General features: G+C 43.1%; 14 protein-coding genes and 1 tRNA gene. 6 read left to right on the forward strand and 9 right to left on the reverse strand.

Annotated elements, in window-relative coordinates; translation table 11 throughout:
- Window positions 1-67: 67 nt before the first annotated feature.
- Together tgt and queA are read right to left on the reverse strand one after the other, a co-directional pair.
- Window positions 68-1,186 carry a tRNA guanosine(34) transglycosylase Tgt gene (gene tgt / locus AC0L46_RS02315; protein ID WP_473507093.1) on the reverse strand — a complete coding sequence of 373 codons (1,119 nt, stop codon included), beginning with the start codon at window positions 1,184-1,186 and terminating at the stop codon, window positions 68-70.
- Window positions 1,187-1,218: 32 nt separating this feature from the next.
- Complete coding sequence (queA, locus tag AC0L46_RS02320) at window positions 1,219-2,280, reverse strand: tRNA preQ1(34) S-adenosylmethionine ribosyltransferase-isomerase QueA (protein ID WP_414682493.1); 1,062 nt, start codon at window positions 2,278-2,280, stop codon at window positions 1,219-1,221.
- Between the two features lie 157 nt (window positions 2,281-2,437).
- Here queA and AC0L46_RS02325 point away from each other — a divergent pair.
- Window positions 2,438-2,522 (forward strand) — tRNA-Leu (locus AC0L46_RS02325).
- Between the two features lie 100 nt (window positions 2,523-2,622).
- Window positions 2,623-2,811 carry a DUF2986 domain-containing protein gene (locus AC0L46_RS02330; protein WP_414682492.1) on the forward strand — a complete coding sequence of 63 codons (189 nt, stop codon included), beginning with the start codon at window positions 2,623-2,625 and terminating at the stop codon, window positions 2,809-2,811.
- Window positions 2,812-2,846: 35 nt separating this feature from the next.
- Here AC0L46_RS02330 and AC0L46_RS02335 read toward each other — a convergent pair whose 3' ends face one another.
- The 5 genes from AC0L46_RS02335 to AC0L46_RS02355 all read right to left on the reverse strand — a co-directional run bounded on the left by AC0L46_RS02335 (window position 2,847) and on the right by AC0L46_RS02355 (window position 7,942).
- Window positions 2,847-3,200, reverse strand: a complete 354-nt coding sequence (locus AC0L46_RS02335; RefSeq protein WP_473505438.1) for a VOC family protein — start codon at window positions 3,198-3,200, stop codon at window positions 2,847-2,849.
- A gap of 7 nt (window positions 3,201-3,207) precedes the next feature.
- The gene (locus tag AC0L46_RS02340; protein WP_473505440.1) at window positions 3,208-4,095 is read right to left on the reverse strand and encodes an EamA family transporter; all 888 of its coding nucleotides are present in this window, start codon (window positions 4,093-4,095) and stop codon (window positions 3,208-3,210) included.
- 141 nt (window positions 4,096-4,236) lie between these two features.
- The gene (locus tag AC0L46_RS02345; protein ID WP_473505442.1) at window positions 4,237-5,238 is read right to left on the reverse strand and encodes a pirin family protein; all 1,002 of its coding nucleotides are present in this window, start codon (window positions 5,236-5,238) and stop codon (window positions 4,237-4,239) included.
- Window positions 5,239-5,404: 166 nt separating this feature from the next.
- Entirely contained in the window at window positions 5,405-6,517 is a 1,113-nt protein-coding gene (gene gbdR, locus AC0L46_RS02350; protein WP_473505444.1) for a choline metabolism transcriptional regulator GbdR, read from the reverse strand.
- A gap of 297 nt (window positions 6,518-6,814) precedes the next feature.
- Complete coding sequence (locus AC0L46_RS02355) at window positions 6,815-7,942, reverse strand: FAD-binding oxidoreductase (protein ID WP_414682487.1); 1,128 nt, start codon at window positions 7,940-7,942, stop codon at window positions 6,815-6,817.
- Between the two features lie 264 nt (window positions 7,943-8,206).
- Between AC0L46_RS02355 and AC0L46_RS02360 the strand changes: the two genes are divergently transcribed.
- Window positions 8,207-9,481, forward strand: a complete 1,275-nt coding sequence (locus AC0L46_RS02360) for an aromatic ring-hydroxylating oxygenase subunit alpha (protein ID WP_414682486.1) — start codon at window positions 8,207-8,209, stop codon at window positions 9,479-9,481.
- A gap of 109 nt (window positions 9,482-9,590) precedes the next feature.
- Here AC0L46_RS02360 and pssA read toward each other — a convergent pair whose 3' ends face one another.
- Window positions 9,591-10,928: a CDP-diacylglycerol--serine O-phosphatidyltransferase gene (pssA, locus tag AC0L46_RS02365; protein ID WP_473505447.1), complete on the reverse strand. Its 1,338-nt coding sequence runs from the start codon at window positions 10,926-10,928 to the stop codon at window positions 9,591-9,593.
- Between the two features lie 404 nt (window positions 10,929-11,332).
- Here pssA and AC0L46_RS02370 point away from each other — a divergent pair, with 404 nt between their 5' ends.
- The 3 genes from AC0L46_RS02370 (at window position 11,333) to AC0L46_RS02380 (ending at window position 16,160) form a co-directional block, all read left to right on the forward strand.
- Complete coding sequence (locus AC0L46_RS02370; protein ID WP_473505449.1) at window positions 11,333-13,036, forward strand: transporter substrate-binding domain-containing protein; 1,704 nt, start codon at window positions 11,333-11,335, stop codon at window positions 13,034-13,036.
- Window positions 13,033-14,448, forward strand: a complete 1,416-nt coding sequence (locus AC0L46_RS02375) for a sigma-54-dependent transcriptional regulator (RefSeq protein ID WP_473505451.1) — start codon at window positions 13,033-13,035, stop codon at window positions 14,446-14,448. The genes AC0L46_RS02370 and AC0L46_RS02375 overlap by 4 nt, the downstream gene beginning before the upstream one ends.
- Window positions 14,449-14,906: 458 nt before the next feature.
- On the forward strand, window positions 14,907-16,160 hold the full coding sequence (locus tag AC0L46_RS02380) for a dicarboxylate/amino acid:cation symporter (RefSeq protein ID WP_414682482.1): 1,254 nt from the start codon (window positions 14,907-14,909) through the stop codon (window positions 16,158-16,160).
- A 112-nt stretch (window positions 16,161-16,272) separates the two neighbouring features.
- Here the strand turns inward: AC0L46_RS02380 and AC0L46_RS02385 are convergent, their stop codons facing one another.
- Window positions 16,273-16,638, reverse strand: coding sequence for an MmcQ/YjbR family DNA-binding protein (locus AC0L46_RS02385; protein WP_473505453.1), 366 nt, complete (start codon window positions 16,636-16,638; stop codon window positions 16,273-16,275).
- Between the last annotated feature and the right edge of the window lie 25 nt (window positions 16,639-16,663).

A 16,663-nucleotide genomic window follows, 5' to 3' on the forward strand; every position in this document is an offset into this window, starting at 1 on the left:
TCTCCAATGGTTTATGAAACTTTCGTGTTTTTCTTATCAAATAGAGGAAAACCACATTTTTTGTTTATTATTCACTCAAAGCAGGCGTTTCTAAGCCACGCTTTGCATAAAACTCATCAACAAAGGCGTCAAATCTACCTTCATCGAGCGCCAGACGCAATCCCGCCATGAGTGTTTGATAATATCGTAAGTTATGAATGGTATTTAATTGTGCACCAACCATTTCCTGACACTTATCTAAATGATGTAGATAAGACCGAGAAAAGTTTTTACAAGTGTAGCAATCACATTCTTTATCTAAAGGCCCAGTATCATGACGATATTGAGCGTTACGAATACGCACAACACCTTCAGAAGTAAATAAATGACCGTTACGAGCATTTCGTGTTGGCATAACGCAGTCAAACATATCGACACCACGACGCACACCTTCGACCAAATCTTCTGGCTTACCAACCCCCATCAAGTAACGAGGTTTGTCTTCTGGCATTTTTGGCGTTGTATGATCCAACACCTTCATCATTTCTTCTTTTGGCTCACCAACAGAAAGGCCACCGATTGCGTAACCATCAAAGCCGATATCAACCAAACCTTCTAAAGATTCATCACGCAAGTTTTCATACATGCTGCCTTGAATAATTCCAAACAAAGCGGACGGGCTGTCGCCATGTTCATCTTTAGAACGTTTCGCCCAACGCAAACTCATACGCATCGATTTTGCCGCCACTTCTGGCGTCGCTGGATACGGCGTACATTCGTCGAAAATCATTACGATATCGGAACCAAGATCTCTTTGAACCTGCATGGAAATTTCAGGACTCAAAAACACTTTAGAACCATTAATAGGAGAACGGAAACTCACGCCCTCTTCGGTAATTTTTCGCATTTCCCCCAAAGAGAAAACCTGAAAACCACCGGAGTCGGTCAAAATAGGTTTTTTCCATTGGGTAAAGTCATGCAAGTCGCCATGAGCTTTAATCACTTCCGTACCTGGGCGAAGCCACAAATGGAATGTGTTACCCAAAATAATATCCGCACCGATTTCTTCGATGTGTTTGGTTAACATACCTTTCACTGTGCCGTAGGTTCCTACTGGCATAAACGCTGGCGTTTCAACTTTACCGCGAGGAAAAGTTAAGGTCGCACGACGCGCTTTCCCTGAGGTTTTGTGAAGTTCAAAATCCATAAAACATTCTGGACGCTTATCAGACATTCGTCTTATTCCTCACTTTGCGGGCCTTTCGCCTGCGCATTTCGTGTAATAAACATGGCATCGCCATAACTAAAAAATCGGTATTTTTGCTCAACGGCTTCTCGATAAGCAGACATCACATGATCGTACCCAGCAAAAGCGCTAATCAACATAATGAGCGTTGATTCCGGCAGATGGAAATTGGTGATCAGAGCATCTACTGTTTTAAATTCGTAACCAGGATAAATAAATATGCTCGTATCATCCTGCATAGGCGCAATTTCGCCACTTTGACTGGCTGACTCAAGACTACGTACGCTAGTCGTTCCAACCGCAATCACTCGCCCACCGTTGGCTTTCGTCGCTTTCACTTGATCAACAACCGCTTGATCCACTTCAACGTATTCAGCGTGCATAATATGATCTTCCACATTATCCACCTTCATCGGCTGAAAAGTGCCAGCACCAACATGCAAGGTAACAAACGCCACATCTACGCCTTTGGCTTTTATCTTTTCTAACAAAGCATCATCAAAATGCAAACCTGCCGTCGGCGCTGCCACCGCACCAGGCTTTTGGTTATAAACCGTTTGATAACGCTCCTGATCACTTTCTTCATCAGGGCGCTCAATATAAGGCGGCAAAGGCATGTGTCCAACGCGAGACAATACATCCAACACTGGCTCTTCAAAAACAAGATGGAACAAGGCACCAGAACGACCAATCATTGTCGCCTCTATTTGCTCACCTTTATCTTGTCCTAAAAAGATCTTGCTGTTTTCTTTTGGCGATTTGCTAGCACGAACATGAGCCAAGGCTTCATTCGTCGCAACAACGCGCTCGACCAAAATCTCCACTTTACCGCCAGATTCTTTCTGACCAAATACACGAGCAGGAATAACACGAGTGTTGTTAAACACCATCAGATCGCCTGGCTGAACAAGCTCTAACACATCAGGAAACTGACGATGGGCAAGCTCACCACTCGGGCCATCAAGATGCAACAATCGGCTAGCGGTTCTGTCCGGTGTTGGATAATTCGCTATCAACGAATCGGGTAAATCAAAGTGATAATCGGAAACGAGCATGAAAAGAAAACTACCTAGAAAAAACGACCCAGCATTTTATCGAAAAACCACATAAAAAGGTACTTCCAAGAGACATCTCTTAAAAAGATAAAAAATAACACGCACAACCGTTGACATATATTCAAATTCCCCTAGAATACGCCTCACCTTTTTCAAGGCCAGTGTGGTGGAATTGGTAGACACGACGGATTCAAAATCCGTTGCCGAAAGGCGTGGCGGTTCGAGTCCGCCTACTGGTACCAACATGAAAAAAGCCCTGATCGATGATCAGGGCTTTTTTTTCGTTCCTCGAATGACCTTCTTGGATATTACAATAGACCATTAAATCATTTAGGAACAAGTATGAACCGCCGTAAGAAAATCAAAAGCATTTTGACGAAGAAGTCTAAACGCGCCAACTTGAAAGAAAACCCAAAAAAGGCGAAGCCTAAGTACATTTCAAAAGCAGAACGCGCCAAGATGGAAGCAGAAGAATCAAGTGTTGTAGAAAGTTCTGAGCCTTCAGCCGACACATCAGAAGACAACACCTAATAGATAAATAGCACCCTACTCTATTCAGGTTTGATCTAATTAACCTTGCTCCAAACCGCCCATTCATTTCCGCATGGATCAAGGAAATGAAAGCGACGACCTCCGGGAAACTCGAAAATCACTTGCTCTATATGACCACCAAAAGCAGGTATTTTTTCAACTAAGGTTTCCAAATCATCGCTGTATAAAACCACCAATGCGGCACCCGTTTGAGGTCTCGAACAAAAATCGGCCTGAAAGAAACCACCGTCTAAACCAGCATTTTTAAACGCGGTATATTCTTGACCAAAATCTTCAAACCCCCAACCAAACACATCACGAAAAAAGGCCTTGTTTAATACCAAATCACGAGCAGGCAACTCTACGTAATTAATTTTTGTCGATTCCATCAAAACCTCACTTTATGGTTGAACTCACTACCAAGATCACACTCGCCACAATCATAGCACCGCCTAACCATTGCTGCTTGGTAACGCGCTCCGCAAAACGCTTCTTAGAAAAATACAAAGTACCTAGTATTTCCACTTGGCCTAATGTTTTTACTAAAGCGGGATTCATCAAAGCAAACGCCGTAAACCATGCAATCGAGCCCAAAGAACTGAATACACCTACTTTTGCACTCAACATAAGATTCTTTCTTATTGACGCAAGTAAATCTCTTTCTTTAACCATCTGTATCCCGCACAAAATAACCGATTGAAGCGCCAAAACATAAAATAAAGTCACACCCGCACTGGTAATAATAGATCCCTGCAATGAATGACTAGCAAGGGAAGCGGTTACTGTACTCAAGGCAAAACAAAAGCCACTGCCCAAACCAAAAAGCAATGAAGTATCTTTATGAACCTGCTTGATATTTTGCCATTTCACACTCATCACAAATGCGCCAATCACCCCCAAAGCCACCCCCAACCAAGAGACTAAAGTCAGGGTAAAATCTAACAACACCAAACCAATCAATGCCGCTAATACTGCTTCGGTTTTTGCTAATAAAATGCCTAGCGTGAAACTGCCTGACTGAAACACCTTTAACATAAGATAGGTCGCAATAACTTGTGCAATAGCACACACACTAGCCGTCACCCAAAACAAACTATCACTAGGAAACTGAATCCAGCCAAAGGCAAAATAACAAATAATCAGATATAAACTAACAAGAGGTAGGCCGTACAAAGAACGGGACAAAGTAGCATGCAGAAAGCCAGTTTCACGGGCCAGAGTATTCTGATAAGCCGTCCGAATTGACTGACAGCCAGCCGCAAAAAGCGTGATAAAAATCCACATACCAAAACCCTACTAAAACCACAAAGCGGTAGCATGCAGAGATTTTTAGTATTTGTAAAAAGAATAAATCTTATTTTTAGCATTCTTAGAGGGAATACCAAAACATCCTTGTCTGGTAAAAGCTAATGCAACCGCATCACACTATTTTTCATCAGCGTATTTAGCGAAGCGACCTTCTTGCTTGTCATGAACTTGGTCGTGACGAGGCCAAGGCCAACCACCAAATTTGGTTTCTTGGTAATCATTAAAGGCTTGCTGCAATTCAGCTTTCGTGTTCATAACAAAAGGCCCATGTTGCTCAACAGGCTCACCTATCGGGCGGCCCTGTAACACCAAAAATCGAGCCGCTTTACCAAGATTCTTAAGCGTCACTTTATGATCACTTTTCAACACAAAGGCTTCATCAACACGACCTTTTTCACCATCTAATTCGGCCTCTTCACCTTCAAAGAAGTAAAGACTACGATTCAATCCTGATACCGCCGCAGGCAAATCCCACTCTGCATTTTCTGGCAAATCAATTATCCAAATAGCCACATGACTATCACTCTCAGCCGCCCACGAATTCGGAGGGCAAGGCGCAGCTTTGACATCATTCAATGTTCCTGCAACGATTTTGATCGACACTTGGTTACCTTGAGCATCCAGCTCTTTTACGACTGGCGTGTCTTCGTGCCACATCATAGTAAAATGCGGCGGCACCATTTTGTTTTTGCTAGGAAGATTCAGCCAGATTTGAAAAAGCTCAATAGGGTTATCGCTGTCTTCATTTAGCAGAGGGAACATTTCTGAATGCTGAACACCTGCTCCTGCGGTCATCCACTGGGTATCACCTTCTCCGTAACGACCAGCCGCACCCATCGAATCGGCATGATCAACCAAGCCTTTATTGACGACTGTGACTGTTTCGAAACCACGATGAGGATGAGCCGGAAAGCCTGGAACTTTTTTCCCGTGATACATTCTCCAATCGTCGATGCCTGCAAAGTCTTGACCCAACGCACGCCCTGCTAACGACTCAGCAGGCCCCATGCTTCCATCGCCTTTAGGGTATTTATCATTATGAAAAGCACAAAATAAAAAAGGATCAAACGTCGGCCAGAACATTTCCAGCGGAAGTCGTTTTAAAATAGCTGAACTCATTTGTCTTCTCCTACACGAAGCTATATTTCAATATGAGCATCATAGCACCACCCAAGAGATTAAATTTATACAGATATTTGGTCGAACTTATCGATTTTTTCAATGCAAAACACGAGGCATAAAAAAAGAGCTCAATGAGCTCTTTTCACTTGAACCTACACCTTAATCACATACTCACCGAGCCGTAACTTGGTTCAGAGTGTGATTGATTAAGTGCTTCTTGAGCATGAGGCATGTAAACAACAGCATCACCTTCTTCCGTTGTTCTAGGTTTCGTTGTTTCACCTTTCCAAGCGATTTTGCGTTCATCACGAGGTGAAACACCAATGTGTTTTCGATAACAACGACTAAAGTGCGGAGTAGAAATAAAGCCACAAGCCATCGATATCTCAACAATCGACATATTAGACTGTTTCAATAGTTTACGTGCCCTTTCAAGCCTTAGACGAAGGTAATAACGGGAAGGAGAACAATCTAAATGGCGATGGAACATACGCTCGATTTGGCGACGAGAAACATCAACAAAAGAAGCTAGCTCATCCAACTCGATAGGCTCTTCTAAGTTATTTTCCATTAACTCAATTACATCCACCAACTTAGGCGTACACATGCCCACACTGTTGAATTGGCGCATCGGCATACGCTGTTGATCAGATTCATTGCGAATACGGTCGCAAATAAACATATCAGAAATGGCGTTCGACAGGCGCGCGCCATGCTGTTTCGTCATCATATTCAAAAGCATGTCCATTGGCGCACTACCACCAGACGATGTCATACGATCACGATCCAAAGAAAACAGTCGATTATTGCAATTCACTTTCGGATAAGTTTCCTGCAATGCGGTTAAACATTCCCAGTGAACACTGCATTGATATCCATCCAATAAACCAGCATGAGCCAGCACATAAGCGCCGGTGCAAATCCCACCTAACTGAACACCTTTGCGGCTTTGCTTCATTAACCAAGAAACCTGTTTATTTGTATAAGTGCGAGTAATATCAACACCACCAGCAACAATAATCAGGTCAAAATCAACATTATCTTGAAGTGAAAAATCAGGCGTCAAACTCAAACCGTCACTGGCTACAACCGCACCGCCATCTTCTGAAATCAAACTCCAACTATAAAGTTCTTCAGCAGATAACTGGTTCGCCATACGCAACGGCTCAATTGCGGAAGCAAGAGCAATCATGGTGAAATGATCAAGCAACAAAAAGCCTATTTTAGTTGTTCCCTTCGCTTCAAAAGCCAGAGAAGAGTCTGTTGTCATTTCCATATTAATATCCCCATACGTGTGCCATTTACGTCTACTGCTTGGCGATGATTCATGTTCGATATTGCTATCTACTGTAAAAAAACATAAATCGAACAAAGCAAAATGCAGACCATTTATTAGACAACTTTTTTATTTTAAGGAAACTTAACGCTTTCCAGAGCCAGCAAGCAACTATCGACCTTATCGCCGACACCTCAAACTGGCACCACGCACTAATATAGATCAAGAATGCGCTTAAACTGAACGTATATTTAGAAAAAAATATTCTTATTCTGAAAAGCAATATAGCTCCCTAGTCTAATACTCAATCACAACATCGGATTTAGGCACAGTACAACAAGACAAAACATAACCCTCTTCAACGTCATCATCCGTAATGCCGCCATTATGATCCATCTGGGTTTCACCACTTTTCACCATAACTTTACAGGTACCACAAATTCCCATACCACAAGCTTTTGGAATCATGACATCTAATTTCGCGGCCGCTGTATGCAGGGTTTCACCTGCTGTCACTTGAACGCTTTTACCACTTCCGGAAAACTCAACACGCAACAAATCTTCTTGATTCACTGCTTCTGCTTCTGCTAACGCCACTTCAGCTTGCTCAATCGCATCTTCTACAGCACTCACAGGTGTTTCGCCGAAAGACTCTTCATGGTAATGAGACATATCAAAGCCTCGCGACTGCAGAAGCGCTTTAACCGCTTTCATATAAGGTGCAGGCCCACAACAGAAGATCTCTCGCTCCATAAAATCTGGCGAAATCATGTCTAACTTAGCGGCATCTAAATAGCCTCGATAACCTTGCCAAGGCAAGCCGTTCTCCATGCGCTCAACAATAAGGTACAAGCCGAAATTATCGAGGCGAGACGCCATGTGATCCAATTCTCTAGGGTAGATCACATCTCGCGGTGAACGAGCACTGTGAATAAAGGTAATATCCACATCGGCATTGGTATCAAACCACCAACGAGCCATAGACATCACAGGCGTGATCCCAACACCGCCAGACAAAAGCAGCACCTTGTCGGATGGGAAATCAATGCAATTGAAATTCCCTACTGGGCCATGCACAGCCAATTCAGAACCGACCGTCAAATTATCATGTAACCAGTTAGACACTTCACCACCAGCAACACGCTTCACTGTGATCGAAAAGCTGTAAGGCACAGAAGGAGAACTGGAAATCGTGTAGGAACGCATTACCTGTTTGTTTTCAATTTCTAATTCCAAGGTGACAAACTGCCCTGGCTTAAAAAAGAACATCACAGGCTGTTCAGCCATAAAACAAAAGGTGCGTACATCCCATGTTTCATGAATCACCTTCACGCAACGCACGTTATGTCGTCCATTCACCCAAGTCTGGGTATTCACGGGAGCTAAGTAATCCGCATTCACCAAAGGCGTAGAAGAGTCAGTCATAATAGGATCTCTTAAGTTAAATTCGTTATGGCACTGTTTCGAATCATTCTGGAGCCAGTTAATCAATCCAAGTTAACCCTAACCGACAATTTGTTGCTCATGGCAGCCAAACCTAGTCAGCACAAGACATAGAGAGTCGATTTATGTATCAACTCATGTCGTGAATGGTCATTTCCGACTAGTTTAATTGCGCCACTATAGCCTCGTAATCAAATGCGCTGAAAAGCAGTTCAATCAATCTTTTTGTCATGAAGGCCCAGAAAGATGAATCAACACGATCTCCTCAATGTTCGCCATGCTTCCGTTGATGAAGCAAAAACAGCCATGTCCGATATGCTGACTAAGCGTCTGAACCATTACTCATTAGATGCGCCGCTCTACAACGACCCACATATGTTCCGAGTCGACATGGAAGAAGTCTTTCAAAAAGAATGGCTGTTTGTTGGTATGACCAGTGAAATCCCTAAAAAAGGCGATTACATCACAGTAGAAGTTGGGCAAAACCCTGTTTTAGTGGTGCGCGACGCCGAAGGCAATGTGAACGCATTTCACAATACTTGCTCTCATCGTGGCTCATTAATTTGCACAGAACACAGAGGAAAAGTCGCCAACCTTGTTTGCCCTTATCACCAATGGACTTATGACTTAAAAGGCAATTTGCTTTTTGCTGGCACAGAAATGAATAAGGACTTCGACAAAGGGCAGCATGGGCTAAAACCCGCTTTTTGCAAAACCGCAGGCGGCTTTATTTTCGTTTGCCTTGGCAAAGAAGCACCAGATGATGGCTTTGACGATTTCCTAGACACTCTCGAAACCTACATGGAACCTTACGACGTGGAAAACACCAAGTTAGCGGTGGAATCTACCATGTATGAACGCGCTAACTGGAAACTGGTTTTAGAAAACAATCGTGAATGCTATCACTGCGTTGGCAGCCATCCTGAACTTCTCCAAACACTACTAGAAGAAGACGACACAGAAGACCCTAGAGCGTCAAAAAACTTCCTAGAATTACACGCTGACCAAGCAGCGAAATGGGATGCAGAAGGCATTCCGCATAAGCTCAAAAGCTTTGGCGAAGTGCAGCGCAACCGAATCGTGCGCATGCCTCTCAAGAAAGGCACTCAAGTTATGACCATTGACGGTCTAGCGGCTTGCACAAAAATGCTCGGACGCATTAAAAACAGAGAACTTGGCTCCATGCGTATTCTGCATTTACCTAACTCTTGGAATCACATGCAGTCTGACCATTTTATTGTTTTTCGCGTATTGCCCATTTCCGCTCAAGAAAGCCTTGTCACCACCAAATGGTTTGTCCACAAAGACGCAGTTGAAGGCGTAGACTACGACCCCGAAAACCTACGCAAAGTATGGGATGCAACCAATGAGCAAGACAAAGTCCTTGGTGAGCGTAACCAGCTTGGCATTAACTCCATCGGCTATCGACCTGGCCCTTATTCCGAAACCTACGAATTTGGCGTCATTAACTTCTTAAATTGGTACTCAAATACCATCAAGAAAAACCTGAAAACCAAATAGCTTTTCAAAGCCAGCAACCAAAAGCAAAAAGGCGAACTCATTCCAAATAAGTTCGCCTTTTTGTTTAGCTCTAAATGAATATAGCTCTAAAACAAGAGATTTAGCCGAGTTATAAAATTCGCTTTAGTAATCGGTCCATTCTAGTACGAACAACTTTTTTCAATAGACGCTGAATCTTCGATGGATAATCTTGCAATGCCTCTAATTGGCTGCATGAAGCAACCCGCTGAGTATGCTGAAAGATATTATCAAACTCCGCACTGAACTTTGCTTCTAGTCGTTTTTGAGGGTCTTTAATGAGCAAACCGTTTTCCAAATCTAACGACCAAGCCCTTGGATTAACATTGTTACCTGTCAGCAAAGTAGTTTTGCGGTCTACCCATATTCCTTTTAAATGGTAACTATTAGAGTCGTGCTTCCAGAGGTGAAGAGACAGAATTCCTGATTTCGTGTACTTCTCATTCACCACCGCAAACTTGCGCAAATTCATTTCATATAAATATGGCAAACCACCAATGGCTTTAAACGGTTGATCTGGGGCGATGTAAAAATCATTGGCGGTTTTATCGCCCACGACAATATCCACTTTCACGCCGCGCTTAATCGCTCGCTTTACTTCTCGTAAGATAGGTTTCGGGAAATTGAAATACGGCGTACATAAAACGATCTCTTCCTTCGCATTCGCCAGCAAAGCAAGAATCTGCTTATTGAGGAGGTTATTCCTTCGTCCCACACCGACCAAAGGCGTCACAGCAACATGCGCTTCTTCAATAGATTCTGGTTTAACTTTATAGGACGACTTACTCAAGGCGATACGGAATTTTCGAATCGATAATTTGATTTCTTTCGTACTTGGCAAATCAACCTGAGACAGGTTATGAACCGCCGATTGCTCGATCATGTCCTGTCGAACAAAATCCACCATGCAGTCAGCTAAATGTGCATGCTGAATAGTATGGTAGCGGTCAAAGCGGTAGCGGTCTTTATGATGTAAGTAGACGTTATTCAAACTGGCACCGGTATAAATCACAGTGTCATCAATCACAAAGCCTTTGAGGTGCAACACACCGAATACTTCTCGAGTACGAACTGGAACGCCATAAACTGGCACTGAGACGCCGTATTTCTCAGCATAAGCCTGATAAAACGCGGCGTTCCCCTTTGATTTTGCTGCGCCAACCAAACCTCGCTGAGCTCGATGCCAATCGACACACACAACTACATCTAGCTTAGGGTTTCGTAATTTGGCTTCATAAAGCGCTGCTAGCACTTCTCGCCCAGCGTCATCGTCTTCAAGATAGAGAGCAACAATATAGATTCGAGTGGTTGCCTTACGGATGGCTTCCAATAAATATTCACGAAAATGGCGAGCCGACTGCAGAACATCAAACTGTTCAGGGTCAACCGAAAAAGCGGGCAATGCGTCAACAGAATATCGAATGGACATGATACAGAGGTGCTACCTTTTTTAAACAACGGCGAACTGTAACAAATTTGTTTGTTGCGTGCTGTATGAATTCGTTAATAAAGTTATTCTCGTCTGATGACTCACACAACCTAAACCACTTGTTCCATTGGTCTAAACGCCAAACACATTCCTCACATCGACATTTTTCATAACGCAAAAATTTCTGTTTTTATTCAATGGGATGTACACTCCATTCATTAAAAACATAAGCCATTTCGTTCACACACAATAAATGTAGAAGAATGAGAACAAGGCTTTTATCCTATATAAATTGAACCGCTCCCATAAACGTGGGTCTATTTAATTGAAAATACGCCTTTACCCTTGTCATCGTTCACTTTCCAACGAGGCAGAAAACCTTTGGCAAGAACGATCAGAGTATTATGAAACAAACAATTAAGTCCCTATTCTCCTTGTTCTTTTTGGTATCCGTTTTGCTGCTAACGTCGATGGAGACTGTGGCAAAAGACATCACCTCGCCGCACTCCACAGTGTTAATCGGTGGCGATCACAATTATCCTCCTTATGAGTTTCTCAATGAACAAGGACAACCTGATGGCTACAACGTTGAACTGACGCGCGCCATTGCAGAAGTCATGGGCATGGACATCGATATACAGCTGAGCACTTGGGACAGTATGAGAACCAAGTTAACAGAAGGTGAGATCGACGTTCTTCAAGGTATGGTGTATTCCGAAGACCGAAATCAGGAGTTCGACTTCACGCCTCCTCACGCCATTATTAACCAGTCTATTTTTGCTCGAAAAGGCGAATCAAGAGTTTCTTCTTTATCTGCACTGACAAACAAAGAAGTCATAGTTCAGGAAGGCGGCATCATGCACGACTACCTGCTGCAACAGAATGTTCAAGCCACACTGATTCTGGTAGACACTCACGCTGCCGCCTTGCGAATGCTAGCGTCTGGCAAGCATGATTATGCCTTGGTTGCCAACTTACCTGGTCTTTATCTTGGTCGAGAACTTGAACTATCAAACATAACGCCCGTAGGAAAGCCCTTCGGCACGCTGGAATATGGCTACGCGCTTCCTAAAAATCACCCTCAATTATTAGCCCAATTCAGTGAAGGATTAGCCATTCTAAAAAATACCGGCCGCCAGCAAGCCCTCTACGAAAAATGGCTAGGCACTCTTGAAAAACCAAGTTTGCCTTGGGAGAAAATCGGGCTTTTTACTGGTATCGCCTCAGCCTTGTTGTTTCTTATTCTAAGCGGGATTGTGATATGGAACAGAATGCTAACTCGTCAAGTTTCCCTTAGAACCGACGAAATAAAACGACAACATGAACAATTAATCCAAGCCGATAAAATGACCTCGCTTGGTGTGTTAGTGGCAGGTGTCGCCCATGAGATTAATAATCCTAGTAGCCTACTTTTATTGAACTTACCCGTCATAAAAGAAATGTACCAAGACATGGAACCCATGCTAGAAGAGCGCTATCAAAACGAAGGTGATTTCGACTTTGCTGGGCTGACCTATAGTCGCCTACGAACGGAAATTCCAGCCATTTTGGATGACATGCTAGCCGGAACACAACGCATTCGTAGGATAGTAAACGACCTTCGAGATTTCGCTCATCAAAGGCCCGCAGACTCATACGAGAACGTAAACCTTAATGACGTTGTCGCTTTATCTGTCCGCCTTGTTGATAACACCATCCGAAAATCAACCAACCATTTTGAAACCCATTATGGGAGCCAATTGCCTTTATTTTTGGGCAACGCGCAACGAATAGAACAAGTCGTCATTAACCTTATTGTTAATGCTTGCCAAGCCCTAGATGACGCTAACAAAAGCATTAGCATTTCTACCTATTACCTTCAAAAAACCAACCGACTTTGCTTGGAAATATCCGACCAAGGCTGCGGTATAGATTCAAGCGATCTTCCTCGTCTTAGCGATCCTTTCTTCACCACAAAGCGCGAAGAAGGCGGCACAGGGCTTGGGCTATCCATATCCTCCAGCATCATTAATGATCACGGAGGCACACTGACATATACATCTGAACTGGGCCAAGGCACCAAAGCCTTAGTCTCACTGCCGGCAATTCATAGGGACCAATCGATATGAGCATAAGTAGTAACCCTGACTTTGGTATCCTAATGATAGATGACGAGGTGTCTTTTTTACGCAGCCTCAGCATCTCGTTGGAACGACATGGCTTTAACAACCTTCACCGCTGTCACGACAGTCGTGAGGCTATGGATATCATTTCCCAAAAACAAATTGGTTTAGTCTTGCTGGACCTAACCATGCCTTACATATCTGGCGAAACACTATTAAAAAAGATTGTTGAAGAATACCCAGACATCTCTGTCATCATTCTTAGTGGTCTAAATCAGCTAGAAACCGCGGTGAACTGCATACGCTTAGGCGCTTACGATTACTTTGTTAAAACAACGGAAGAAGACCGTTTAATCGAAGGTGTTAGCCGTGCCATCAGAATGAAAGAGATGCAAATTGAAAACCAGAAGATGCGCCAGAAGTTTCTATCTGGCACGCTCGAGCACCCTGAAGTTTTTTCCGAAATCATCACTCAAGATAAAAGCATGCACTCTGTTTTTCAGTATCTAGAGTCTGTTGCGATTAGCAACCAACCACTATTAATAGGCGGAGAAAGTGGCGTAGGAAAAGAGCAAATCGCCCATGCTGTTCATACCTTGAGCAACCGCCCTGGCCCTCTTATTTGTGTCAACGTAGCTGGCTTAGACGACAACGTGTTTGCAGACACGTTATTTGGTCATCATCGTGGCGCTTTTACAGGTGCAGACACAGCACGAGCAGGCATGATAGAACAAGCCGCTAACGGGACTTTGTTATTGGATGAAATTGGCGACCTGAGCTCAGCGTCGCAAATAAAGTTGTTACGACTTCTACAGGAAGGAGAATATTATCCTTTAGGAAGCGACCGGCCAAAACGCATCAAGGCAAGAGTCATTGTAGCGACCCATCAGGACCTAGAGAAAAAGCAGCAAACAGGAGAGTTTCGAAAAGACCTTTTCTATCGATTAAGAATCCACCACGTTGAGATTCCAGCCCTTCGTCACCGTAAACAAGACATCCCGTTACTCCTAGACTACTTTTTAACGGAAGCAGCGAAAGAACTGAACAAACGTAAGCCGACCATACCGAAAGAGCTATTAGTGTTATTGGCAAACTACCCTTTCCCTGGCAACGTCAGGGAGCTGAGAGCATTAGCTTATGACGCGATGAGTCAGCATAAAGCCAAAATCTTATCTATGGAAAGTTTCCGTCGTGCCTTAAACATGACATCCATTCCAGATGTAGACACACCTGAAAACCTGCTGTTTAAACCAGATATGCCATTGCCAACCTTACAAGAAACCAATGACTTACTCATCGAAGAAGCCATGCGTCGCTCGCAAGGAAATCAATCCATCGCTTCTCGATTACTCGGTATTTCTCAACCGGCATTAAGTAAACGCTTAAAGAAAAAAGAATCCGATAGCGACATTAGCTAGGGAAGACTTATTCGTAGCTTCCCTAGGCCTACCAAATGTTTGCTTAATCGCGTAAATATTTGTTCAAAATATCGTCAATTATGCAAACATTTCCCCTATAACCAAAGGAATAGCTATAACTATTATAGCCAAGCTAACTCTTTGTTTTTATTATAAAAACAAAATTACAAAGAATCATATATTCCTTTTGTTATACCCTTTAAGATCCTCGCAAAACCCTAAAAATCAAAAATAAATCCATATATTTCAATAGCTTATATTTTTTCAAATAAACTGGCACTGCTGTTGCTATGTATCAATATATGGAAGAAGTATGCAGACACCGATAAGACTCATTAAATGAGCTGAGTGCTTCATTTTAACAACAAGGCTGGTCGAGCAGATTCTCAATACCGAATCACTATTAATGGGACCCTAAAAAAAGATCCCTAATCATAACTATCGCAAAGGAAATAACTATGAGTACAGCAGAACAAACCACCCCTGGATTCTGGAAGGGCATGCCGCTCTGGAAAAAAATCTTAATTGGTATGGTGCTAGGTGTGATCGCAGGTTCGATCATGGGACCAAACGCAGAACTTTTAAAACCAATCGGTACTTTGTTCATTAACACAATCAAAATGTTGATCGTTCCTTTGGTCTTCTGTTCTTTGGTTGTGGGTGTTACTTCGATGGAAGACACTCGTAAAATGGGTCGTATTGGTCTTAAATCTGTTGTCCTTTACCTAGGCACAACAGCCGTTGCCATCAGCATCGGTCTTGGTTTAGGTATCTTCATGGCTCCAGGTGAAGGCATCAACATGACTGCAGGCGCAGCAGCACCTGTTGCAAAAGAAGCCCCGACTCTTATCCAAACACTATTGGCTTTGATTCCTCAAAACCCAATCAACGCACTAGCGTCTGGTAACATTCTACAAATCATCGTATTTGCTCTTGGTCTAGGTGTTGCTTTAACTCTTTGTGGCGAAAAAGCAAAGCCTGCTATTGCTGTATTCGAAAGCCTAGCTGAAGCAATGTACAAACTAACTGAACTTGTTATGAAGTTAGCGCCATACGGTATCTTCGGCTTAATGGCTTGGGTAACAGGCAAATACGGTTTAGACATCCTAATGCCTCTAATCAAAGTGGTTGCTGCGGTTTACATCGGTTGCATCATCCACGTTCTTGTTGTGCATTGTGGTTTGATCAGCACAGTTGCTCGCCTTAGCCCTGTAGGCTACTTGAAAGGCTTAATCGCTCCGGCTTCTGTTGCTTTCACGACAACAAGTAGTTCTGGCACGCTTCCTAGCACTATCAAAGCAGCACGCGAAGAACTGGGTGTTTCTAAAGGCATTTCAAGCTTTGTATTGCCACTTGGTGCGACAATCAACATGGACGGTACAGCACTTTACCAAGGTGTGTGTGCAATCTTCATCGCTCAAGCATTCGGCATTGATCTTTCTATGTCTGACTACATGCTTATCATTGCAACTTCAACACTAGCGTCTATCGGTACTGCGGGTGTTCCTGGTGCTGGCTTAATCATGTTGTCATTGGTTCTAACAACTGTTGGCTTGCCAATGGAAGGTCTAGCGATTGTTGCTGGTATCGACCGTATTCTTGATATGGCTCGTACAAGCGTTAACGTTTGTGGTGACTTGATGGTTTCTACCTTGGTTGCTAAAAGCGAAGGCGAATTAGATGAGTCTGTATACAACAAAAAAACAAGCTAGTTTTTAGTTATTACTAACTCATAAAAATGCCCTATTAGGCTTTGCTTAATAGGGCATTTTTTCGTCTCATGGTTACTCGATTCACAAAGCTTAAATCACATTTTCTCCGACTCTAGCCTTGATTCAGACCCAATTCTTTTTGTTTCTTTTTCGTCAAACCCAAAGACACAATACGATAAGATTCTTCAATGTAATACTTTAGCTCTTCGTCTAAATCTTTTGTCCCTTCAAACTGCTGAATCCATTTCATACCACGAGACGCAAGATAAGGCGCAGGCCTGTAACCCTCTTTATTGCGTAAAAACTCATAATTCAAATCAGACGTTTTAAAGGTGAACGCAGGCCCACCATCCTTATTCAAACCACCCACAGCAAACAACTTACCGCCAACCTTCCACACTTGAGAGTTTCCCCATTGCACAACGTGGGTTGTCACCGGCAAAGAGCCACAAAATTGATTGAACTCATCATAGGTCATACGTCTGTTCTCTTATTTATAAACT

The sequence above is a fragment of the Marinomonas sp. 15G6-16 genome (genome assembly GCF_055809555.1).